The organism is Tahibacter amnicola (assembly GCF_025398735.1).
Taxonomy (GTDB): domain Bacteria; phylum Pseudomonadota; class Gammaproteobacteria; order Xanthomonadales; family Rhodanobacteraceae; genus Tahibacter; species Tahibacter amnicola.
On record NZ_CP104694.1, the window covers coordinates 2,566,277 to 2,589,619 of the forward strand.

The window sequence follows — 23,343 nt, forward strand, 5'->3', positions numbered from 1 at the left end:
CGCCGCCAATGAACCCCGTCGCCTGATCGACCGTGCGGGCGGGCCTTGATACCTCCAGGAACGGGAAATTCGCGTGCGCCTTGTCAACTGTCATTCATCGCTGGTCCTGCTGGCTGCTGCCGTCGGCGTAAACGTCCACGCGGCCGATCGCGTCGTGTACGACGAGCAGCTGCAGAACAACTTCACCAATATCAGCTGGGGCGGCACGGAGAATTTCGCCAACACGACGCCGGCTCACGCTGGCACCCGCTCCATCCGGTTTTTGCCGCGGGACTGGAACGGGCTGAGCGTGGTGACGACGGATGCGCTGGATACCACGACCTATCGCGGCCTGCGCTTCTGGGTCCACGGCGGTAGCGCGGGCGGGCAACGCGTGCGGCTTTTTGTGGGAAACCGGGTGGGCAGTTCGACCGATATCCGCGCCCAGGCGGATGTCGCCCCCATGGCCGGCGGCACGATCGCGGCCAACGCATGGACGCAGGTCGAGGTGTCGTTTGACAGTGGCGCGATGGCATTTTCGGGCACGTTCAACAATGTGTACCTGATGGACTGGGGCGTAGACGGTTCGGAGCAGACGCCGCTTTACCTCGATGACGTCGTGCTGCTGGAGCGCGCACCGACCGGTGGTCCGGACCCGATCTTCAGCGGCAATTTCGAACCGGTTATCGCCCCGCCGGACAATGGCATCGTGATCGAACCAGACGTCAATCTCGACGGGTTCCGTTCCGACCGCTACACCTGGCGCGACAGCGCAGGACGCCCGCGCAGTGCGGCCATGGTCCGCAATACCCAGCGTGATCCCGCCAGCAAGTACGGCGGTTATCTGCGCCAGCTGACCTACCAGCTGGCAGACCAGTCGACGCGTACGGTGACCGGTTCGTTCAACGGTCATCCGGGATTCGGTTACGTCGTATCTCATTTCGGCAATGGACTGGGCAGCTGGGGCGTGGCCGGCTATGACACGCCCGGCCAGTTCCGCACGCTGTTTGCCGGTCGTCACCACGCCATCCATCGCTATACGCAGACGTTCCAATTTGCCGGCATGAACGGCAGCGGCGGCGTCAGCCAGTACCCGGTGGGCATCACGATCGACTGGACCTTCGTCACCGGCCGCGATCACCCCCTCTGGTCGATCAGCTACGACATGAGCAGCGCGCCCGTGAATGCGCTGGAGGGCGACAGCCGCTCCCCCTACGGCGACATGACGTTCGACGGCGCCGCGCCAGGAACGGGCGATACGGTGATGGGCGCGGCATGGGGCGAGCGCTACAAGTTCACGACCACGGCCGGTCCGTTGACGCTGAACAGTCCCTGGGCCTGGACTGCGCCCAATACGGTTCCCTACGCAAATTTGTGGACGCAGAACGTCGACGCCGAAATGGGCATGGTGCAGACGCAGACCATCACCCAGCAGGACGCCGGCGGCTACTGGGGCTATGCGCGCTGGGGTTCGACCAGTGCGGCGGGTCCGGCCTGTACGTCCGGCACGACCTCAACCATGCCCTGCACCTGGAACTGGCCGTACCAGCTGAATCAGTACTCCTTCCTCGGTACCGATGACAGTACGATTTCCAAGCGCATCGCGTGGGGAACCAACTACGGTTTCCTGGGCAAGGCGAGCTATCCGGAGCTGGGCGACACGGGCATGCGGGCCGGCTGGCCGCGCCAGAGCTACAACCTGCACATCGTGCTCGATCGTCACTCGATCAGCCCGACCCTGAGCCAGGTGCAACAAGTGGAAACGGTGCAGAATGTCACCTTGACTGCGACGCAGGGACAGGTGCTGACCCAGGGGCCTGCCGGCGCGGGCCGGACCGACACCAAGCCCTACCAGCCGGCCGGCTACAACCACGTGTACGGCACCTGGGAGGTGCAGGCCGCGGGCAACGCGGTCAACCTCGGCGTGCAGGTCGGCAGCGGCACCCTGAACCGTCCCGTTCTTGTGGTGCGCGGTTACACCGGCAGCGCCCTTCCGGGTACGGTCCGGCTCAACGGCATGACGCTGGTGCGGGATGTGGACTACTTCCCGTCACTGGATGATGCCGGCGACGCGCTGTGGATCACGCTCAACCGCAATCTCTCGGGTAACAGCACGCTCATCGTGTCGCCCTGACGACCTCCGGTCGCCGCTGCGGCGGCGACCGCCTCCAATCCGACTTCTTCCGGAGCTGTCCATGCGTAACGGACTTTGGCTTTGGCTGCTGGCGTGCGCCCCGGTTTCGGCGCAGACGTCCGTGCCCGTCTACACCGATTCCCTGCAGTCCGACTTCCAGAATTGGAGCTGGGGCACCCATGCGCTGAACAATGCGACGCCCGTGCACGGTGGCAGCCAGTCGATAAGGTTTGATCCGGCTGACTGGGGTGGGCTGCTGTTTGCCCGTCCACAATCGAGCATCAACATCGCGGGAGTCGCCTCGCTCACGTTCTGGATTCACGGTGGCAGTGCGGGCAACCAGGTGCTCAAGCTCGCGCTGATCAACGGTGAGACCCGCGTGGCCGAGTTCGATGTGGCGCCGCGCACGGCAGGTGGCATCACGGCAGGTACGTGGCACCTTTTCACGCTGCCCTTCAACGCCAGCACTGGCCTGACCGGAGGCGAGTTCAACAAGCTGCAGATCATGGATTTCACTGGCGGCAGCCAGCCTGCCGTCTATATTGACGACATTGTCTTCAACGGCCGTCCGATCCAGTCCGTCACCCAGACGGTGACGGTGAACCTGGGCGTGAACCGCCGCCCGATCAATCCGGACATCTACGGCGTCAACTTCGGCAGCACCGCCCAGCATGCGGACCTGCGCTATCCGGTGCGCCGTCATGGCGGAAATGCCACGACGCGCGAAAACTGGCAGTTCGACACGCATAGCACGGCGTCCGACTGGTTCTACATGAACATCCCTGATGGCAACGGCACCGGCCTGCCCGGCAACTCGACCATCAACCAGTTCATCGACATCACCCGGCAGTACGGCGGAGAGCCGTTGATTACGGCTTCGATGATCGGATGGACCCCCAAGGATCGCGTCAAACGCTGGGGTTTCTCGATCGCCAAGTACGGGCCGCAGCTGAGCAACGAATGCCTCGCGGCGGGCAATCCGGACTGGTGCACGGCAGACGCCGGCAACGGCCTGTGCAATCCGCAGGTGAACACCACCGGCTACTGCGTGGCGAATCCGAACGGCAGCAATCCGCCGGGCTTCATCCGCAACAATGATCCGGCCGATACGTCGATCCCGATCACGCCGGCGTTCAACGCGCAACGCCTGGCGCACATCGCCAGCCGGCCGGGTGGCCCGGCGCGCTACGTATCGCTCGACAACGAGATCATGCTGTGGCACTTGACGCACGGCGACGTGCATCCACAGCCCGTCAGCTACGACGAACTGTGGACTCGCACGCTGCAGTACGCGGACGCCATGAAGATGCAGGATCCGTACGTGAAACTGTTCGGCCCGGTGACCTGGGGATGGTGTGACCTGTTCACCTCCGCGCAGGATGCCAGTCGCGGCGTGAGCTGTGTCACCGGTCCGGATCGCGATGCGCACCAGGGGATGCCGCTCGCCGAGTGGTACCTCAAGAAGGTGTGCGACTACCAGAGTACCAATGGCGTTCGCCTGGTCGACTACCTGGATGTGCATTACTATCCGCAGGGCGACGAGACGCACGACCTGGCCGGTACCAATCCGGATCATGTCGACGAATCGCCGGAAACGGCGGCGTGGCGGCTGCAGTCGCTGAAGGAGCTGTACGACCCGAACTACACGTCCCCGTCGTGGATACGGGACAAGCCGCGCCTGATCCCACGGCTGCGCGAGTGGATCGACGCGCGTTGCCCTGGTACGAAGCTGGCGATCACCGAGTACAAGTGGGGTCCGGACTCGGGGGCCACGGGCGCGCTGGCACAGGCCGAGGTGCTGGCGATCTTCGGCCGCGAAGGCGTGGATCTCGCCACGCGCTGGGTCGCACCGGCCGAGGGCAGCTACGCAGAGGACGCTTTCCGCATGTACCTGGACTACGACGGCGCCAACAGCCGCGTCGTCGGCGACAGTGTGCAGGCACTGTCCAGCGACGTCGACGCCCTGGGCGCGTATGCGGTGCACCAGGCGGGCCAGAAGGTCTTCGTGCTGTTGTTCAACAAATCCACATCGCCGCAGGATATCACCGTGAACCTGTCAACCCCGCTTACAGGTTCCTGGCGGATGTACCGCTTCGACGGCGCGCACCACTACGCCCAGGCGGGCACGGGTTCCATCGCGGGCAACAGCCTGGTCATACCCGCTGTTCCGGCCCGCTCGGCGAGCCTGCTCGTACTGCCGGAAAGCGACGTGCTCTTCCGGAACGGCTTCCAGTAAGCGGGCCCTGTTGACGATGCCGGCGCGACCTGCGGGAATGCCGTTCCGACGCCGGTTCCGCGGGGCGTTGCGTGCTGGCATCGGCATATGCGAGCCTTTCCCGGCGAAGGCGCGGCCCTCCCGCCGCCCGGGTCCTGCAGGGAGCGGCGTGGAACTGCGACGGGAATGCGAACATCTGGCCCGTCCGAAGGGACGGTCGCCCGCCTACGCACTGCGACTGTATTGCAACGGGGCACTCGTCTTCGACAGCGCGTGGGTGGCCATCACTCTGGAAGATGCGCAGGCAGCCGACTGGCTGGCCAGGCTGGTGGAAGACGCCTGCCGTAGCGGATCGCTCGTGCCCCCGCCGGGCCGGCGGTCGCACCGTTCCACGCTGGCGTGGGACGGCGATCCGGACGACGACACCTCGGCCGTCGCAGCAGGGCGCGAGGCGAGGGCGGAGCACCTGGACGGACCGCGCCGCGGCGGACGCTGGTGTTGCGCGGTCAGCCCGGGCTTCCATTCGGGCGATTACGCGGGCCTGCTGGTGCGAAGCGGGCTGGCGGCCCGCTGGTTGTGCGAACAGGTCGTCGCCTTGCCAGCGCCAGTGACCCCGGGATAATCAGTGCCGTCGTAACCTACCGTCACCGATGTACAGGCGAACAGGAGGTTTTCGTGGAAGCAAGACGATTGCGGTTCTGGCAGCTGTGGTTGTTCGGCGTCACCATGCTGACGGTCGTATTCGGGTTGGCGCTGATGGTGGCGCCGGTGCTGGCCCGCCACGGATTTTCGTGGCTGTTCTATGGTTCACCCTTCCACATCGATACGTTTGGCGAGGCCGCCACGCGCTATATCACCTTCATTCACGGGGCGCTGGGGGCGGCGATCTTCGGTTGGGGTATTGTTCTGGCGTTTGTTGCGCATGGCCCGTTCGCCAACCGATCGCGCCTGGCATGGTCGGCTTTTGCAGCGTCCCTGTTCGGATGGTTCGTGCCGGATGTCCTGGTTTCCCTGGCGTTCGGTTTCTGGCAGAACGTCGCGCTCGATGCGGTGTTCTTCGTGCTCTATGTCGCGCCGCTCCTGGCGACCTGGAAGATCTTCTGGCGTCCCGCATCCGCCGTTCCCGCCACGGCGTGATGGCGCGGCACGGCGTCTGCGCATGAGGGACGCCGTGCCGTGTGCGGGCTAGGGACAGGCGGGATTCCGGTAGACGTAACGACGTGGCGTTTCATCGCGCCAGAATCGGCCGACCAGGTCGCGATAGGTCCGGCCGTTCTGTCCTGCGTTGAATGCCGTATTGCTGCCGCTCAAGGTGTGATAGACGTCGCCGCTGCTGAACAGCCAGGGGGCGGCTGCCAGCGCCTGGGTCATGCGACAGCGCCATTCCTCGCGTGCGGGGTCGTTCAGGTCGTCCAGGCCCAGACGCGCCACGGCGACGGCGTCCAGTGTGCTGTTCTGGAGCAGTACCTTCAGGCCCAGGCCGTTGGTGGCCGAAGTCAGGTAGGAATAATCCACCGACAGAAAAGTACACAAAGATGGATCCAGTCCGCGGGCGATGCGATCTGCTTCGCAGAAGGTGTCGAAGCGCGCACGCCAGAAACGACGGTTCTGCGCAGCCACGGCGTTGACGTTGGTCAGATGACTGTCACCGATGGTGTGGCCCGGAACGTCCCAGCCGTCCAGCACGAAGGCGCCGTCAATCACGAAGCGCAGGCGATCCGCCTGGTGCGTCACCGGCAGCAGCGTGGTCAGCGCTTCGGCGTTTGCCGCCAGGCCGAAACCGCCCGCTGACGTGCCGACGAACAGCACGCGTTGCGATCCGTCGTCCACGAGTCCGTGCTCACGCTGGAGCGATTCCAGCGCAGCCTGCACATTGGCGCGCCCGGAAAAATACCACCCGCACGTGCTCGCATCCGTGCACCCGGGCGTTGCCGAGGTGATGCGCCGCAATGACGTCGCGCCGGACCATTGGTCGCTGGAGCAGTAATTGAGCTGCACCAGGTTGGCGGCGTAGAAGTCCGGATTGACCGTTGGCAGGGGGTTGAGAATGCCCGCGTGCGGAATGCGTCGCCACTGTCCGTTTCCGATCGGCGAGGTGGTCGTCAACCGGTGATTTCGATTGGCACACTGCAGCGTCAGGTCGTCGCAACTGCCGCCGCCTTCGAACAGGATCACCCAGTTTTTCGAGCCGGTGGGTGACGGACGGAATTCATAGCCCGCGGCGCTGCCGTCGTTGCAGCGGGCCTGCGCCCAGTGCGAATCCATCTCGGCGGGTTTCACTGTCAGCCAGCAGTCCGGCGCGCCGGCGCGGCAGGCCGGCGGCAATGCCGGCGCGGTACGCACAGGTTCGGATGCACCGGCGGTGCCAGGCGGCCCGTGTAACGTGGCCAATGCCAGCGCGGCGGCCAACGCGGAGGTCTTCATGGTAGTCCCTTGGCGAATGAGTCATGCCAAGGAACGTCCGGTATCTGCAATGGTTGACCGGGAGGATGCGTCGCATCGCAGTGGCTGCGCCGGTAAGGACGGCGTAGCATGACCGACATCACATTCCGGTGCCCGGATGCGACACGATAGCGTCATCGCGCCACCCTACAGTCCCCCGCGCAGGGGTTGCGCGAGGAGGAAAATATGCGTGGAATGACACGGATTGTACTGGTCGCCGTGTGGGCGCTGGGTGCCGGGATGGGCACGCACGACGCATTGGCTGACATGGCACAGGCTCCGGCGCCGATCGTGATCGGCCATCGTGGTGCCAGTGGCTATCGGCCCGAGCACACACTGGCCAGCTACGAGATGGCGATCGACCTGGGTGCGGATTTCATCGAGCCGGACCTGGTCAGTACGCGCGACGGCGTGCTCATTGCGCGGCACGAGAACGAGATCTCGGCGACAACGGATGTCGCCGCACATCCGGAGTTCGCCGCGCGACGCACCACCAGAACCATTGATGGAACGCCGGTTACCGGCTGGTTCACCGAGGACTTCTCACTGGCGGAAATCAAGACGCTTCGCGCACGTGAACGCATCCCCGCGATTCGTCAACGCAACACGGTATACGACGACCGCTATGAGGTGCCGACGCTGGAGGAAGTGATCCGCCTGGTGCAGCGCAAGGAGCGGCAGCTGCGGCGACGGATCGGACTGTATCCGGAAACCAAGCACCCGAGCTATTTCGATGCGATGGGCTTGTCGCTGGAGGAACCGCTGGTTTCCATGCTGCATGCGCACGGTTACAGGCAACGTTCTTCGGCGGTGTTTATCCAGTCCTTCGAAGTCGGCAACCTGCGCCAGCTGCGTCACCACACGCGGCTGCGCCTGGTGCAGCTGGTCCACGACAGTGGTCGTCCCTACGACTTCGAGCTCAATGGTGACCCGCGCACCTACGCTGATCTGGTGACTCCGGCGGGGCTGGCGGAGGTGGCCACGTATGCGGACGGAATCGGCGTGAACAAGAACCTCGTGGTACCGCGGGATTCCGCGGGCAACCTTCTGCCCCCGACGACGCTGGTACCGCGCGCCCACGCCCTGGGGCTGATCGTCCATGCCTGGACGTTCCGCAATGAGAACACCTTCCTGCCGTTGAGCCTGCGCGTCGCGGGGCCTAATGGTGCCGATATGCCGGCGTTTTACGGCAAGGCGATCGACGAATACGCGCTGTTCTACCGGCTCGGCGTGGACGGCGTGTTCAGTGACAACCCGGACACCGCCCGGGAGGCCATGCGGCGCCAGGGATCTGTGGGCGTCAGGTAAATGCGAGCGTGATCGCGGCGACGAGGCCCAGTCCGATCCACCCCGGATGACGGCCTCGTGTCCCGAGAAGAACGAGGACGGCGCTTGCCGCGGTCGCAACGAAGATCGCGTCCAGCAGGAACGATCGCAGGTCCGCGTCCGACCGCGAAACGCGGATCAGCACGGCCGCTATCATCCACCCCATGACGGTGACGATGTGCCACGTTGCCCAGAGTATCCGTACATGGCGCTCCGCGAGAGGCGGCGCGGGCAGATGCGCGGCGACGCCGCGGGCGCGGACATGGCGGAATATCAGCCATTCCCCCAGGCTGGAGTGAATGGCGCCGATGCCGATCATCAGGAGACCGGCCGTCATCAGTGCGGTGTTCATGGATTCTCGGCACGCAGGATGGTGGAAGGGGGATGGTGGAAACGACGCAGCTTGACGAGCTGGGGGAATTATTTCACTGGCACGGCCCGGTGATGTTGCGCGAAGCGTCACGCCCGGGGCGCGGGCCTGTGGTCGTTCGTCGCAGGCTGTGCGGCAGTCGTGTCAGGTGATTCCCGTGACTGCCTCGGCAGGCGAAAGCGGTACCTGGATGGCGAAATGCACACCCTTGCCCGGCGTGCTTTCGCATTGGATCTCACCGCCAAGCTTGTCGCACACGAGAGTCTTGACGATGTTCATGCCCAGGCCGCTGCCGCCGCAGCCTGGTTTGGTCGTGAAGTAATTCTCAAAAATGTGTGGCAGGTGCTGCGTCGCGATGCCGGCGCCGTCGTCCCGGTAGTCGATCTTGAGCTGGCCGTCCGACGTGGCGTAGTCGATCGTAATGGTTCCCGCCACGTTCTCGTCGTAGCCGTGGACGAGGGAGTTTTCGATCAGGTTGGTGAATATCTGGGCAAACGCCCCGGGATAGGTGACGAACTCCAGATCCGAAGGGCCATTGACCTGCACCTTGATGCTCGAATGCTTCAGACGCGGCCGCAGACTGATGAGTACCTTGTCGAGGTAGGAGCCGAAGCGGATGCTGTAGCGCACGTCGGCGCACTGGTCGACAGCGACCGCCTTGAAACTCTGCACGGTGGTCGCGGCGAAGCTCAGACCATTGCAGGCCATCTCCAGCGAGCGCAGGGCCGTATCGATCAACTGGGTCAGTTCCGCCGTGTCGACGGTGCGCTGGGACATCGCCTTGCTGACGGCGCGCATCCGGTCGGTAAGAGAGCTGAGTACCAGTTGGGCATTGCCCAGCGGTGTTGCCAGCTCGTGAGCCAGGGCGCCGACAAGGTGTCCCAGCTGGGCGAGCTTTTCGTTTTCCTGCAACCGGGCCAGCTGCAGCTCGCGGGTTCGCTTGAGCATCAGCTGGTTGCTGACGCGAACCAGCAGCTCCTGCTGCTGCACGGGCTTGCAGATGTAGTCGGCGGCTCCGACGGCGAATCCGCGTTCGATGTCTTCCGGCTGGGTCCGCGCTGTAACAAAGACAACGGGCACGTCGCGACTGGTGGGATCGGCCTTCAGACGGCGGCAGGTTTCGTAGCCGTCGATGTCGGGCATCATGACGTCCAGCAGGATCAGGTCGGGTCGCAGTTTGTGCGAGATGCGCAATGCGGTCGCACCGTTGGTCGCGACGGCCAGGTTAAAATCGCTACGCTTAAGGTAGCGTCGCAGCAGGTTGATGTTTCCTGGCTGGTCGTCCACCAGCAGGATCGTCGCTGCCGAGCTGGCATTCTCAATCGGCGTGTACATCGGAGAGTTCCTGGAGCCGGGCAATGAATCCGTCCATGTCGTAGTTCTGCAGCAAGGGACGCAATACGGCCGCAGCGGCGGCTCGTCCGCCACCGCCCTGGGTCATTGCCTGAAGCTGGGCTTCGAGCGCGGCGACGTTGCCCATCTCGGCATGCTCGCGCAATTCATCGGCCAGAGCCGCGGAGATCTGCGGCTGCGCATCGTATGTGGGCGCCTCGGGAGACGGCGTGACGGCCGGCTGGTTCATCACGAATTCCACGTGCAGCAGGTCGCGCAGCGCGGCAAAGATACGTTCGAACAGGAACGGTTTGGCGATGTATTCGTCAAACCCGGCGGCGCGCACGGCGGAACGTGTCTGGCCGAGGCTGGACGCCGACATGGCGACATAGGCGGTGCGCTGTTCCGGCCAGAGGTCGCGCAACTGGCGGTGCAGGTCGGCACCGCCAAAACCCGGCATGCGGATGTCGGTGAAAACGATATCAGGAATACGGTGCCGGGCGGCCACGACGGCTTCGTCAGCGGTGCCGACACAGTCGACGCTGCAGCCGATGGCCCGCAACAGGCGGGCGAGCAGGTCGCGACTTTCCGCATCGTCATCAACGACCAGCGCGTGGACATCGAAACCCGCAGCGAGATGATGCACCTTGTCCAGTGGCGACTCCGCCGGCGGCAGTGCGTCGCTGGCGGGCAGGTCGAGTTCGAAGGCGAATTGGGTCCCGGTAGCCTGCGAGCTGACATCCAGCCGGCTGCCCATCAGCTCCAGGTGCCGTCGCGCAATGGCCAGGCCCAGGCCCGCACCACCGGCGCGCGCGCCGACTTCCGTCTGCGCGAAGGGCTCCATCACGAACTCCAGCTGGTCCTCGGGGATGCCCGGGCCGCTATCGATGACGACGAAACGGTAGCGGTGCTCACCGACCCGCTTCACATGGAGCGCGACGCCGCCTTCGTCGGTGAACTTGATCGCATTGCCCAGCAGGTTGATCAGTATCTGGCTGAGCTTGCCCTGGTCTCCCCGCACGCATCCGGGGGGCGGATCGACGTCCCAGCGCGACTCGAACTGCAGCTGCTTCTGCTGCGCGCGCAGGCTCAGCATGCCAGTGACGCTTTCCACCGTTTCCTGGAGGTCGAAGTCCGACAGCTTGAGTTGCATCACGCCGGCTTCGATGCGGGTGATGTCGATGATGTCGCTGATCAGGCCGATCAGGTGGTGCCCCGACCGCTGGATCAGTGCCAGCGACTCGGCCGACTCCGATCCCAGGTCCGCATTGCGTGCCAGCAACTGGGCATGGCCCAGGATCACGTTCATGGGCGTGCGGATCTCGTGCGACATGTTGGCGAGGAAGATCGATTTCGCCTCGTTCGCCCGGTCAGCGGCCTGCTTGGCGGTCAACAGCGACGACTCGGCCCTGTGCCGTACTTTTACCTCGTGACCGAGCTTCTGGTTGCTGTCACGCAGTTCGGCACTCAGATGCTGCTCGCGAGCGTACTCGCGTTGCAGTCGCTGGATGAAAACGCCGATCATGGCGACACCCAGCATCAGCAGACCCGCGGTGAGCCAGAAGATCTTGGTGAACACCTCTTCGGCCTTCGAAAAACCCAGTGCCAGCGGCTTGGAAACTTCCAGTACGCCGCGCACGTCGCCTTCGCGCCAGTCACGCTTTGGACTGAGGGGGTGGGTGTTGTGGCAGGTCACGCAGGCGCTGAGCATGCGATCGGCAACGGCGTAGCGCACATGCGGTTCGCCGTTGATGGCTTCGACGCGCACCACCGGTTCTGTCGGATTGCGCTGCAGGCGTTCCCAGGCGTCGCGGGCAAACGCGTCGGGCATGCCGCCGGTCTGGGCACGCCAGGGGAACGGGTGTGGGCTGTACAGCTTTACCCGGATATCCGCCGGATCGCTGCTCATCCGTTCGCCCAGCAGGATGGTCAGGGTGGCCGGCAGCGGGATTTCGCCATCCCGCTGGATGTAGTCATGGGTCACCGGTACGCGACTCCCGCGCAGGCGGTCGACGACCTCGGAGGTGTACAGGCCGCGAAAGGCGGTCAGCATTGTGGCGTACTGACCACAGCTCACGGTGGCGTTGCTGCGCACCAGGTCGTAGGTCATCCGGCGCAGGTGCCAGGTGATTCCGGCCAGGCCTGCGGCAAAGAGGATGCCCAGCAGCAGCAGGGGATGCTCCGCCAGCCTACGCAGCAGTGCAGGTTTGCCGGACGGATTCGTCATGGCCGGACGTCTGCTGACACCCCCCACCTGGGCACCGGGGCCATCTTACGCTTTTGCAGTGGACATTCGCCGCTGGGCCGGGCGAGGCCCCCGGCCGGGGCCGCTACACCGTAAGCCGGCGCGCGTGCGGTCTGGTGGATCGCCGGCACCGGGGAATGGCTTGACCAGTGCCGGTGCGCGCGGGGGGCTCCGCACCCGCGGCGACTGCGCGGGCGCGTTCCGTCGGATGCCGGCAATGGACAACGGAATCGCCGGAACGGCGTGGGACTTCGCTACGCCGATAGCAATCCGGAATGTTCGCAATCGCATTCGTCATCGTTTCAATCGATGCGAACTTGCCAAGTGCAAGAAGCGACGCGGGGCAGATATCGTTCCTGCGTGGGAGCGTCCGGATCGACGCTACTCCTTCGATGGCGCATGACACCACGTAGCTGGCATCGGCCCGCGCCGGCCGAGAGGATGTGCTACGCCACCTTCACCAAGACCAGAGACCATGCCGTGAAAAACGTACTTCGTCGTGCCGTCCTCGCACTCATTCCCCTGTCGCTGTTCGTCGCCGTCTCCGGCGTCACCGCAAAACCGCTCAGCTGCACCAGCGGATCGCGCATGGTGTCCGCCGTGACCGATCCGGTGACCTTTCCCATCACTACCCGCTACCAGTTCGATACGCCAAACCTGCAGCCGCTGCTCCGATACACGATCAGTGCCAACCGCGGTTGCCTGGTGGCGCACTTGTCCGGTCTTGCGCGGATCACTGACAACTACGTCGTTTTCCAGGTGCGCGTCGACGGTGTTCCGATGAAGGGGCATCTGCCGGGTGTTGCCGGGGTGGCGACGCCTGTGGTCTTCGCGTCGATTGATTCACTCAGTGCAGCGCCGCTCAACGACGAGCAATTCATCGACCCGACAAAGGTGACTGCCTACAACTTCTTTGACGAGATCGGCGAGGGTATCCACACCATTGAAGTGCTGGGCGCCGCAGGGAGTGGGGTCGACATGGCCAACCCCTCCCAGGTCAGCAACCTGGTGCTGACCCTGGAATACCAGTAATTCGGCACGGGATACCCGGGGAACGACCCGGAGTCGCGGGTCGTGCCCGGGGCGGGGAAAGTGCCGGGATCGATCAGCGCATTGAAATACCTGGGGATTCCGGCACTGGTCCGCGAGTTTGCAATTTGTGATGGCATTCAATTCCCCGGTTTCTCGAATGAAAAGCTGCGGGCCCAACCGCGCGCTGGGGGGATTGGAATGACGGGCAAGGCTAAGGTGATCGTCATCGATGACGAGATGCGCATCGTTGCAGCGATTGCGGCAGTGCTGGAAGGGATCTACGACGTCGTCGCGACGACCGATCCCTTCGAAGTGTTGCGGTGCGTCCAGACACAACCCGTGCACGTGGTCCTGGCTGATCTGCGCATGCCAGCGTATTCGGGTGCCGATCTACTGCGCGAAGTGCGCGCGCAGTCGCCGCAGACGACCCGCTTGCTGCTGTCGGACTTCACCGATCTTGCGCACGCGGTGCGTTCGATCAGCGTCGGTGACGTCTACCGGTTCGTGCGAAAACCCTGGGACAGCAAGGAACTGCTGTCCGCCATTGCGCAGGCGGTGGAGTTGGCAGTAGCGGCGAATCCACCCGGCGACACGGCGGGCGTTTCTGCAGGGCCCTCGGAATTGCCGGTGGACGTGCTGCTGGTCGGCGTCGCCGACAGCGACCATGACCTGTATGCCTGCACGGTCGGCTCGCGCTATACGCTCCATCGTGCTGGCAGTGTCGAGGCGGCGGCGCGCGTGATGGACCGTCATCCTGTCGGTGTCGTCATTGTCGACATGGATGCCCACGCGTCGGCGTTCGGCGACTTCCTGATCCGGCTGCGCGCGCAGCGGCCGGATATCGTGACACTGGTGCAGGCTTCGCCACAGGGAGCACGCCACCTGATCGCTCTGATCAACCAGGCGCAGGTCTTCCGCTATCTGGCCAAGCCGCTTCGCCCGACGGCGCTGACGGCGTCAGTCGATGCGGCACTGCTGCGCCACGCCCAGCTGGCTCGACAGGCGCAGCGTCGACGTGAGCTGATGCAACCGGCAGCGCCTGGCGTCAGTGGCGCGCACGAATCGCGGGGATCGCTGATCACGCAGATTCACGAGCGAGCCCGCGTGTAACCTTTCCTGCATACGGGAGCGCAGCATCTGGCGGAACGGTGGAATGCGGGCGCTTCCGTGAGCAGATTCGCAACACTCCTGGACTGATTCCGACGCGCTCGCGTGGAAAACGGTCCATATCGCGCTTGCGTCGACGATGACGCGCGGTGTGCGGCGTGTCCGCATTTTGCTGAGCAATAACAACGACCAAACGAAAGTCTTACAACTTTCTCGGCAAATGTGCCTATAGTCGCCGCCCGTCGCAAACACCTGCGCAGCCATGGTCCGGGGGCGGTCCAGCTACGCAAGGAGAAGCCTGCCGTTCTGGCAGTTGCGACGGTGCTATGGAGTCGACGAGCGTCACCGGTGCCGCCGGGGGTAGGGAGACGTACTCCTGATCCCGTTAGGTACCGCGTCCGGCGACGTGATCGACTCCGACGCTGTTTTCCGAAAGGGGAAGACGGGGGCAATGTCCTCTGCCGTGCGGGTAGGTCGGGGCAGGTCGCTTCCAATGCGCGCGCCATCGGAACAAACCGATGTAGCACCGATGGATGAATCGCAAAGACACCACCCCGGGTGGTGGCTGGCTTTGCTCAACAACCGTGGATCGTACGTAGGCCTGGCGGATCAGCCTCCGCAGGATCAGGCACGTCAGAAGAAAAGGAATCAACAATGACGAATGCATTGCGCAACTTGCTCGTAGGATTGGGCCTGGCCCTCTCGCTTTCCGGAACCGCTGCGGCGGACACCCAGGTACACCTGGTTCACGGCGGCAAGCGATGCACCTTCACCTCGACGTCAACGCCGGCGGTGAAACTGATCACCGAAGGGCCGGATGCGGGCGACTTGCTGATCGAGAGCACGGAAGCGGCACCGTTCAGTGGCGATGGATGCCCCGGTGACGACTCGGGCGGCGCCGTCACGGTGTCCCCCGTCACGGCCCCCGCGACGGCGAACGCGAACGTGCCGTTCATCGTGCAGTTCCGCACCACGGGCAACCCGGACTATTGCTCGCCCGAAGGTTCGGTCATTCCAGAAAACTCGACGGTCGCGAACTGGGGGCCGGTCAGCAGCTCCACGCAGCTGTGTACCGGCGCGGCCTGCGCGAGTGTCACGCGCTCGATTACCGCCAGCGGAGCCGGTGAGCATCGTTTCGGCGTGAAGTGCTACAAGGCGGGCCAGCAGCCGGTCTCATCGTCGCTGGCCACGGTGCGGGTGATTGCCGATTGCCCGGCGCCGCAGGTGGCCACCCGCGTCGGCGGCACAACCGTCCTGCACTCGAACTTTGGCGAGCGCTGGGGTGATGCCAAGTTCTACGACAATGTCTTCGGCTACTCGCCGGCCACGAGCACCGCAAACCCGTTCCCCGGCCCGAATATCGGTTCGCAGGTAAACCTCGGATTGTCGCCGGGCGAATATTTCGCCATGGAGTTCACGGTTCCCGCCGATACGCGTCCGACCTTCAAGTACTCGCTGACGACATTCGAAACCCGCTGGCGCCCGGCCGTCGGCGCCGGTGCGACGCCGATCGGACTGGCCATCTCGCCGTGCCCGGGTGTGTTCAATGACCCGCAGATGGCGCCGACCTGCCGCGCCAATCTGCAGCCGCAGGGCGACACGATGCAGCTTTCCGTGAATACCGCGTTCACCTCGACGTGTCCGCTGGTTCCCGGCAAGACGTACTACATGAATTTCGTGTTCGCCAACGTCAACACACCGGGAACGCCCAACTGCAACGGTTCCTGCAAGTTCAGCATCCGCACGCTTCGCGACGCGAGCCGTCCGGCCGAGTAAGCACCCAGCAACGCCGGGGCCGGGCTTGCCCGGCCCTTCTCGCCGCCGGTGATGCGCAGAGCCGCACGGCGCCGCGAAGGACGGCCGCTCAACCTTCTCACGCGACGAACTACGGAATTTGACAGACATGAAACCTGCCAGCACTGCTGCGGCGTTGGCCGCACTGCTCTTCACCACCGCGTCCACCGCGGTGACCGTTCCCCTCGTGATTTCCGACGAGGACCACACCAACGCCGTGGCATGGACCTACTCCGACGGGGTCGCGTCGTTCACGACCGATACGCCTGTCATCTGTGCGAAAGTCGACGAGAACATCTCGTCCGGCGCCCAGAGCGTGGATTTCCAGCAGCCGGGGCTTGGAACGCGCATCGGAAATTTCCTGTTCGGGCGTACCGATGCCCAGGGCCGGCAGATGCCGCTCAGCGGGCTGCGTGTCCTGGAATATGTGCCGACCTTGCGCCTCCTCACGGACGAGGAACTGGTGTGCTACGTACTTCGTAGCGACGGGACACGCAAGCGGACGGCCAACCTGTTCCTGGCGCCCTTCGATGAAACGCCGGACGCCACCGCGGCCATCACCGTTGCTGCGCTGCCCGATGCCAGCAATGGCTTTCTCTACACCTATTATCTTGATGTGACGATTCCCGCCATGTCGGCCAGCGAGCCCGTGCCGTATGTGGTCAGCAATGGCTACGACAGCTCGGTGTTCAGCAATCCGCGTTTCTGCAAGGTGGCGCCGGGTGTCACCTCCTGCGGTGCAGCGCCTGTTGTCTCGACCAACGTGCACGACCGCGTGTCCGTTGCGCCGGGTGAGACCGTCCGTGCGCGCTACATCGTGACGCTGTCGGCGGGCCAGGTCATCGACGGGTCGATTCCGCCGACCTCGACACTGGCACTCGCAGGCCTGTTCACCTACATGGGCGGGGAAGTCCGCCTGGACAACAACGTCGCCGTGGGGCGCAATGCCCTGGGCAACAGCGCACTGCAGAACCTGGCCGGCGGGCGCCCGTAACGCCACCTCGCAGCAGGCGACGGTCTTCACCCTGAAGGCAGCCATCCGGCTGCCTTCGGCGTTTCCGGGTACCGGCATTGTGCGTACGCGTGAGGCAGGTCCAGGCGTGTTCCACGCCTCTCGTCGCGTGATTGCTGCCGCCAGGGTGGCCAGCGGCGGCGCATTGTGGAATTCCGGGACGGGCTTGCCACCACAATGGCGGTGCAACCGGGCCCGTACGCAACGAGGTGCCGTCATGTCGTCTTCGCTCGTCCGATTCATTTCCACGATCGTGTGCCTGATGTGTGGTGTCATGCCGGCAGCGGCGCTGCCGGATGTCGATGTCGCCGATGCCTGGCTGGATGCCGACAACCGGCTCCAGGTTTCGCTGACCAATGACGGGGACACGCTTGTCTGGCCCGGGAAGGGCGGTCTGACGATCTTCATTGACGGGCGCGCCGTGATGTCCTATCGCCTGGGCGATCTGGCCGATGACGCGTTCCGGTATCCGGGCGGCGTGACGACGGTGTCCACCAATATCCGGCTGTTTGGTCCCTACCGTCGCGTGGGCATCGTCGTTGATCCGCACGACGACATCGTTGAAGCGATGGAGGTCCACAATTCCCATACGCATTCCCTGCTGCCCGCGCCACTCACCGGTTTTGATCTGGCGATCGGGCCCATGCTTCGCAGTAGCGGGGGAGAACTGTGGATTCCGATTCGCAACCAGGGAAACGCGCGGACGCCAGCGGCGCATCCGGCGACGCTGACGATCCGCGTCGACGATGGCGCCACACGCACCATCGCGTTCGACGCCGGTAACATCCTGCCGGGTGGAACGCGGTGGGTGATGCCGTCACCAGCGATCGGCCTGCCGGCAGTACACCGTGTTCATGCAAGGCTGAATCCTGGTGCGTTCCTGCAGGATCTGGACTCGGTCAACAACACGGCAGAGGCCTGGCTGCCGATTTCGCCCGTGGTCGAGGAGGTGGAGCGGATCGCAGCGTTACCGGCGATCAGTGCCGCCATCGTATGGCACAACCACTCCGGCACGGCCGTACCGTACAACCGCTGGACGGCGAGCCAGCGGCTGGATCTGCGCACGGCCGTAAACCGCCTGGAGAATGGCGACCCGGCGGGATTGCGCGTTCCTCCGGGGTTGCCCACTGCCGACACACGCCTGATTGCGGATACCGATGCCTGGCGCATCTACGTCGCGCATGTGGCGCAAAGCCTGTGGGTGGAAGCGCGCGGCCTGGTTCCGTGGCGACTGACCGCCATGTCCGCGTCCGATCGCTCCCTCCTGCTGGACAGCAACCACATCGTCCAGCCCTCGTTGCTGCGGCCGCCGATGTATTCCTTCTACGGCACGGTGGCGGACTGGTCACCCGAGTCGAGCTGGCAGTTCCTGACGGGTCTGGGCCTGCTCAAGAGCACGCACCGCGGAACCGTCGAGGCGCTGACGCGCTGGATGGCCGTGCATCTCTACCACGCCTTTGGCTCGACACCGCGGACGGAAATGTACGCCTATGCAGGGGCGGCACCGACGGACCGCATGCTTTATTCCATCGACGGCCAGTTGCACTGGACCCTGGGCTGCCATGGCACGTCCGGGCTGTATCGGGCCGTGCTCCGGGCGGCGAACATACCGGTGATGATCGAAAGGGATGACAGTTTCACCCACACGCGGCCGATATTTCCCTCCATCAACCTGGCGATGGTGCACGGCGATGATCCCTATCGCGAGCGCCTGCGCGACAGTGGCAATCCCTTGCCGATCTCCGTCGTGCTGAAGACGCCTGCCGAGATCGCCGCGCGCTACATTCACGCGCCGCTGGATTGCAACAGCACCGGTTGCAATACGCCAGCAGAGCAATGGTCCTACAACGCTACGAAGGATTCGCTGAGCGCCTCGTTGGCGGCATTGAGCGACAACATTCTTGAGCCCTACGTCCGGGGTGGTCCCCTGGAGCTGGAGCGCGTACTGACCGGGACCGGTGCGACGGTACATCCCCTGTTCTCTCCGGCCGAACGCAGCGCTGCGCGCACGGCCGTCGAGGCGGAGCTGCGGCGCGTGGGCGGAGGCAGTCTTCCGCTCGGCCGTGACCGCGTGCTGCAACGGTTGAACGTGTTCGTCGAAAACACCGTGGAATAGGCCGTGGCGTCAGCGATCGCGCGGCCTAAGGCCGGCGATGGCGGCGAGGTAGGCGGTGCGAACCCGTTCCACGGCGGAATGATCCGGCCCTTCGGCCATGACGATCTCGCGGCCATCGGGCAGTGTGAGTACACATTGGAAGTATGGGTCGCCTTCGCTGTCGCGTCCGGCGGCGATGCGCGGCGGTGAAAGGTCGGCGGCGTGGCAGCGCAGCTCACGTGTCCGCGAGGGAAACCGTTCGCGAACGACGACTCCGGAAGCGGATACGCGAACGCAGATGCGGGCGAATGCGCAGGCCCAGACGGCGATGCCGATTCCGGCGATCCAGAACAGCAGGAGAATTGGCAAGCCCCATGCGCCTACTTGCGGAATCCCCCGTTCGCGCACGAAGAGATAGGTGAAGCAGAGCAGAAATGCCAGCCAGGTCGCGACGAAACCCCACACGAATACCGCCTTGTCATTGCGGAATTCGCTCCGGGGCGGGGCGTCGGCACCGTTGGTATCCATCCGTTGTACGGTATAGCACGAGGCGCCGGTGTCCGCAGCTTTGGCGCCGGGGCGGCACCATCGGCTCGGGCTCGCCGCAGAGGCGTACGCCCTTGCACTTCAGTGTGTCCGGGCATTCCCCGGCGATGTTCGTGCTGATGAAGTCCGTGGCCGGAATGCCCTGCGGAGGGGCTTACTGATGAAGGCGTGCTTACGGAAATCCGTCGGCTCGTGGACAAGCTCGACACGGTCGCGCTAGCGAACAGGCTTCGGCTCGGACGCTCCGAACGCATCGGCCAGATGATGTTGCCAGCCATGGGCCTTGCTGGGACGCCACACGAGCGAAATGTTCTCCACGCAGTTGGCGGCGCCGTCACGGATGACCACCTGCAGAAGATCCTGCCCGACGAGTGCAAAGTCCGGCAGGTAGGCCAATGCCAACCCATCGCGGACGAGTGTGAGCAATACCTGGAGGTCGTCCACCCAGTAGCGGATCCGCCGCGGATGGCGTTGCTGGTTCCACCCGTCGGCCGCGGCGCCCTGTTCGGCGCCGCAGAAGATGGATCGGCTGGGACAGGCGAAGTCATGACCCAGTACCGCTGTCATTTCCGTGTAAATCGTTTTTGCGGCAAGGCTGACCGTCGTGGTGCCCTGGCTGCGCCGCGCGAGTGGATGCTGCCGGGAAGCGGCCAGCTGCATGGCGAGGATGCCCAGTGGCACGGTGGCACGGTCCCGTTGCGATCCGGCACCGGCTTCATTCAACGCCTGTTGCGTCACCAGCGCGACGTCGACCTCGCCGCGGTGGAATGCGGCGAGCGCCTCGTTCTCGAAATGCGGTACGAAGGTGAGGGCACTGGACGGATATCGCTGTGTCAGCCGTTGGGCGATCTGCGGGCCGAAGCGCCACTGCAATACTGGCGGTGCGGCAATCCGGGCATGGATCCGGTTCTGGGCGCCGAGAAACTCACAGCGAGTATCTTCCGCCAGTTGAACCAGTTGCATACCGCGTGCGAGCAGACGCTCGCCTGCCGGATTGAGGCGCAGCGATTTGCCGATGCGGTCGAAGGCGACGATGCTCAGGGCACTTTCCAGTCGTCGGATGGCCTTGGAGAGCGCCGAGGGGGTCTGGTGCAGTTCCGTGGCGGCGCGGTGGAGATTGCCGTGCCGTGCAACCACGAGGAAGACACGCAGGTCGGCCAGGTCCATGAAATGCTCCGCGGGTCGAATCTGGCAAGTCTAGTTCCCCGGTGGAAACGATTGGTGAAAAACAGTTGCTTCCCGCGCCCCAGCCGGGTGCCCACACTGGCGCCCATGTCTTGGCGTGGAATCCCATGATGCAACCCTGGTTTCGCCTGAAATACCGCGGAATCCTCGCGCTTTTCCTGGTGGCGGCAGCACCGGTCGTCGGGGCCGCGTCATTGCAATTTCCGGCGCAGTGGGTCCACGGGATGGTCGGTGAGCCCGTGCTGCAGGTCCACGAGGCGGCGCCCGGGACCTGGATCCTGCGCCAGTCCAGGCGCAGCCATTTCGAAGCCCCGTTCCTGTACCTGCTGGCTGGCGAGAAGCGGGCGTTGCTGCTCGATACCGGGGCCGAGCCCCAGGCGGGGCCGCCGTTGCCCTTGCGCGAAACCATCGACCGGTTGCTGGCCGAATGGTCGGCCACGCGGAGCCGTGGTCCATTTCCGTTGATCGTCGCCCATACGCACGCCCACAAGGATCACGTCTTTGGCGACGCCCAGTTCCACGATCGGGCGGATACGCAGGTGGTCGGTACGAAACGCGAGGAGGTTGCGGCGTTCTTCGGCCTGCCACGATGGCCGCAGGGCGAAGCGATGGTGGACCTGGGGCAACGCCCCCTCATCATCGTGCCGTTGCCGGGGCACGAGCCGTCGCACATTGCCATCTACGACGCAGCAACCCGGTCGCTCCTGAGCGGCGACTCCCTGTATCCGGGCCTGCTGACTGTGCGCGACTGGCAGGCCTATCGCGCCAGCGCCGCCAGCCTGGCCGCCTTCGTCGGGCGTCACGACGTACAGCATGTGCTCGGCGCACACATCGAAGCGCGGTCGACAGCGCGCCAGCTGTATCCGCTGGAAACGGCGTACCAGCCTGATGAGCATGTGCTGGCATTGCAGGCGTCCCACGTGCGCGAACTGGCACAGGCCACCGCACGCCTGGGCGACTTCGTCGCGGACGAGGTGCACGACGATTTCACCCTGACACGGGTCTCGCCGCCGTCGGCCGATCACCCCTCGACCCACGGCATGGTGCTGTTCGGGCAGCGCGAGGTATACCTGTCCCATATGCCCATGTTCCACAGTCCGCACGACTACCAGCTGATCCTTGAGGCCGAACTCCCGCCGGACGTTCTGGCGGCCTGGCGCCAGGACGCCGCGAAGCATCCGGACACGTTCTATTCGATCGCGCCCACCGGTGCGTGGGTGCTGACCGAAGGCATCGCGGAGGGCAAGACGTTTGCAGCTGACCTCTTCCGCGGGCATTTCGAACGCGGCGGCGCACGCCTGTTGCAGAACGTGACCGTGACCGTCAAGCGACTCATCCACTTCCGGCGATTCGAGGCGGGACAAGCGCCAGCAGGGCGGTGGATCCCCTTCGGATCGAACGACGAGTCCTATCTGGCGCACCGGATCGAGGGCGCACCGGACATGGACCAGATCGTCATGCTGTCCGGCGCCCCCGGTGGTGAAGAATGGGCGCATGGCAACGGCGGCGCTCTTGCCGCTGGCGATCGTGTGGGCACCGAATCGGTCCGCCGCGTGATCTACACGGAATTCGATGATCTCAAGCAATAGGCATGCGTCAATGCGCGTCGTCGCTGGATGCCAGTGGCGAGGTCGGTGCACGGCGGCGCTGCCACAAGCTGTGCCCGGTGACGATGGCCAGCCCGCTCCAGATGAACACGAAGCTCATCAGCCGGTCGCGATCAAACGGCTCGTGATACACGAACACCGCCAGCAGGAATACCAGGCTCGGTGAGGCGTACTGGAGAAAGCCCAGGCTCGTCAGCGGAATGCGCTGCACGCCTGCAGCAAAAAGGCTTAGTGGCACCGCGGTGAGAACGCCACCCAGGACCAGCAGCAAAGACAGGGATGTGCCGGCGTGCACGAACAGCCCGGCTCCGGTCCATTCGAGCCACACCAGGTAGATCAGTGCCAGTGGCACCAGGGCCACTGTTTCCACCAGAAACCCGTTCAGCGCATTGACGCAGGTGTGTTTCCGGATCAGGCCATACAGGCCGAAGCTCAGGGCCAGCCCCAGTGCAATCCACGGCAGCTCGCCGCGGGCGACGATCAACCAGATCACGCCGACGGCAGCCAGCACCAGGGCCGCCAGCTGCACGCGCGACAGGCGTTCGCGCAGCACCAACACACCCAGTGCGATCGTGAAGAGCGGGTTGATGAAATACCCCAGGCTGGTGTCCAGCACGCGATCGTGCGTGATGGCCCAGGTATAGATGAACCAGTTCGTGCTCACCAGCAGCGCCGAAGCCAGCAATAACCCCAAAAGGCGCGGTGTGCGGATGATCTGGCCGAACTGCCAGGGCTGGCGGAGCAGCAGGATGAGGAGCAGCGCGACTGGCGTCGACCAGACGATGCGATGCGCAAGAATTTCCTGCGCCGGCACCGTCGCGACGGCCTTGAAGTAGATCGGAATGAGGCCCCAGATCAGGTAGGCGCTGGCGGCCAGCAGCAGACCGCGGCGTTGCTCGGACATGACCATCACGACACTCGG

At 64.6% G+C, this 23,343-nt stretch carries 18 protein-coding genes; 11 read left to right on the forward strand and 7 right to left on the reverse strand.

The window, feature by feature from the left end; translation table 11 throughout:
• Positions 1 to 73 precede the first annotated feature (73 nt).
• From N4264_RS10930 to N4264_RS10945, 4 genes are all read left to right on the forward strand, one after another.
• Positions 74 to 2,113, forward strand: a complete 2,040-nt coding sequence (locus N4264_RS10930) for a carbohydrate binding domain-containing protein (RefSeq protein ID WP_261697066.1) — start codon at positions 74 to 76, stop codon at positions 2,111 to 2,113.
• Between the two features lie 61 nt (positions 2,114 to 2,174).
• Positions 2,175 to 4,349 (forward strand): glycoside hydrolase family 44 protein, encoded by a 2,175-nt coding sequence (locus N4264_RS10935; protein WP_261697067.1) that lies wholly within the window; start codon positions 2,175 to 2,177, stop codon positions 4,347 to 4,349.
• A 148-nt stretch (positions 4,350 to 4,497) separates the two neighbouring features.
• Entirely contained in the window at positions 4,498 to 4,950 is a 453-nt protein-coding gene (locus tag N4264_RS10940) for a hypothetical protein (protein WP_261697068.1), read from the forward strand.
• A gap of 53 nt (positions 4,951 to 5,003) precedes the next feature.
• Positions 5,004 to 5,465: a hypothetical protein gene (locus tag N4264_RS10945; protein ID WP_261697069.1), complete on the forward strand. Its 462-nt coding sequence runs from the start codon at positions 5,004 to 5,006 to the stop codon at positions 5,463 to 5,465.
• Positions 5,466 to 5,513: 48 nt separating this feature from the next.
• On the opposite strand, the gene N4264_RS10950 is transcribed toward N4264_RS10945, so the two are convergent.
• Positions 5,514 to 6,752: a pectin acetylesterase-family hydrolase gene (locus tag N4264_RS10950; RefSeq protein WP_261697070.1), complete on the reverse strand. Its 1,239-nt coding sequence runs from the start codon at positions 6,750 to 6,752 to the stop codon at positions 5,514 to 5,516.
• A gap of 213 nt (positions 6,753 to 6,965) precedes the next feature.
• Here N4264_RS10950 and N4264_RS10955 point away from each other — a divergent pair, with 213 nt between their 5' ends.
• The gene (locus N4264_RS10955; RefSeq protein ID WP_261697071.1) at positions 6,966 to 8,078 is read left to right on the forward strand and encodes a glycerophosphodiester phosphodiesterase; all 1,113 of its coding nucleotides are present in this window, start codon (positions 6,966 to 6,968) and stop codon (positions 8,076 to 8,078) included.
• Here the strand turns inward: N4264_RS10955 and N4264_RS10960 are convergent.
• The 3 genes from N4264_RS10960 to N4264_RS10970 all read right to left on the reverse strand — a co-directional run bounded on the left by N4264_RS10960 (position 8,071) and on the right by N4264_RS10970 (position 12,025).
• Positions 8,071 to 8,448 (reverse strand): hypothetical protein, encoded by a 378-nt coding sequence (locus N4264_RS10960; protein WP_261697072.1) that lies wholly within the window; start codon positions 8,446 to 8,448, stop codon positions 8,071 to 8,073. The two genes, N4264_RS10955 and N4264_RS10960, sit on opposite strands and share 8 nt — an antisense overlap.
• A gap of 162 nt (positions 8,449 to 8,610) precedes the next feature.
• Positions 8,611 to 9,801: a sensor histidine kinase gene (locus N4264_RS10965; RefSeq protein WP_261697073.1), complete on the reverse strand. Its 1,191-nt coding sequence runs from the start codon at positions 9,799 to 9,801 to the stop codon at positions 8,611 to 8,613.
• Positions 9,785 to 12,025: an ATP-binding protein gene (locus N4264_RS10970; RefSeq protein ID WP_261697074.1), complete on the reverse strand. Its 2,241-nt coding sequence runs from the start codon at positions 12,023 to 12,025 to the stop codon at positions 9,785 to 9,787. Before N4264_RS10970 ends, N4264_RS10965 begins: the two co-directional genes overlap by 17 nt.
• A 498-nt stretch (positions 12,026 to 12,523) precedes the next feature.
• Here N4264_RS10970 and N4264_RS10975 point away from each other — a divergent pair, with 498 nt between their 5' ends.
• The 5 genes from N4264_RS10975 (at position 12,524) to N4264_RS10995 (ending at position 19,104) form a co-directional block, all read left to right on the forward strand.
• Complete coding sequence (locus N4264_RS10975; protein ID WP_261697075.1) at positions 12,524 to 13,075, forward strand: hypothetical protein; 552 nt, start codon at positions 12,524 to 12,526, stop codon at positions 13,073 to 13,075.
• A gap of 198 nt (positions 13,076 to 13,273) precedes the next feature.
• Entirely contained in the window at positions 13,274 to 14,185 is a 912-nt protein-coding gene (locus N4264_RS10980) for a response regulator (protein ID WP_261697076.1), read from the forward strand.
• A 651-nt stretch (positions 14,186 to 14,836) separates the two neighbouring features.
• The gene (locus N4264_RS10985) at positions 14,837 to 15,958 is read left to right on the forward strand and encodes a hypothetical protein (RefSeq protein WP_261697077.1); all 1,122 of its coding nucleotides are present in this window, start codon (positions 14,837 to 14,839) and stop codon (positions 15,956 to 15,958) included.
• A 127-nt stretch (positions 15,959 to 16,085) separates the two neighbouring features.
• Positions 16,086 to 16,970, forward strand: a complete 885-nt coding sequence (locus tag N4264_RS10990; protein WP_261697078.1) for a hypothetical protein — start codon at positions 16,086 to 16,088, stop codon at positions 16,968 to 16,970.
• Between the two features lie 235 nt (positions 16,971 to 17,205).
• On the forward strand, positions 17,206 to 19,104 hold the full coding sequence (locus tag N4264_RS10995; protein ID WP_261697079.1) for a hypothetical protein: 1,899 nt from the start codon (positions 17,206 to 17,208) through the stop codon (positions 19,102 to 19,104).
• A gap of 9 nt (positions 19,105 to 19,113) precedes the next feature.
• Here N4264_RS10995 and N4264_RS11000 read toward each other — a convergent pair whose 3' ends face one another.
• The gene (locus N4264_RS11000) at positions 19,114 to 19,611 is read right to left on the reverse strand and encodes a hypothetical protein (RefSeq protein ID WP_261697080.1); all 498 of its coding nucleotides are present in this window, start codon (positions 19,609 to 19,611) and stop codon (positions 19,114 to 19,116) included.
• Between the two features lie 234 nt (positions 19,612 to 19,845).
• Positions 19,846 to 20,796 (reverse strand): LysR family transcriptional regulator, encoded by a 951-nt coding sequence (locus N4264_RS11005; RefSeq protein ID WP_261697081.1) that lies wholly within the window; start codon positions 20,794 to 20,796, stop codon positions 19,846 to 19,848.
• Positions 20,797 to 20,921: 125 nt separating this feature from the next.
• Here N4264_RS11005 and N4264_RS11010 point away from each other — a divergent pair, with 125 nt between their 5' ends.
• Positions 20,922 to 22,403, forward strand: a complete 1,482-nt coding sequence (locus N4264_RS11010) for an MBL fold metallo-hydrolase (RefSeq protein WP_261697082.1) — start codon at positions 20,922 to 20,924, stop codon at positions 22,401 to 22,403.
• A gap of 7 nt (positions 22,404 to 22,410) precedes the next feature.
• Here the strand turns inward: N4264_RS11010 and rarD are convergent, their stop codons facing one another.
• Complete coding sequence (rarD, locus tag N4264_RS11015; protein WP_261697083.1) at positions 22,411 to 23,325, reverse strand: EamA family transporter RarD; 915 nt, start codon at positions 23,323 to 23,325, stop codon at positions 22,411 to 22,413.
• Positions 23,326 to 23,343: the final 18 nt, after the last annotated feature.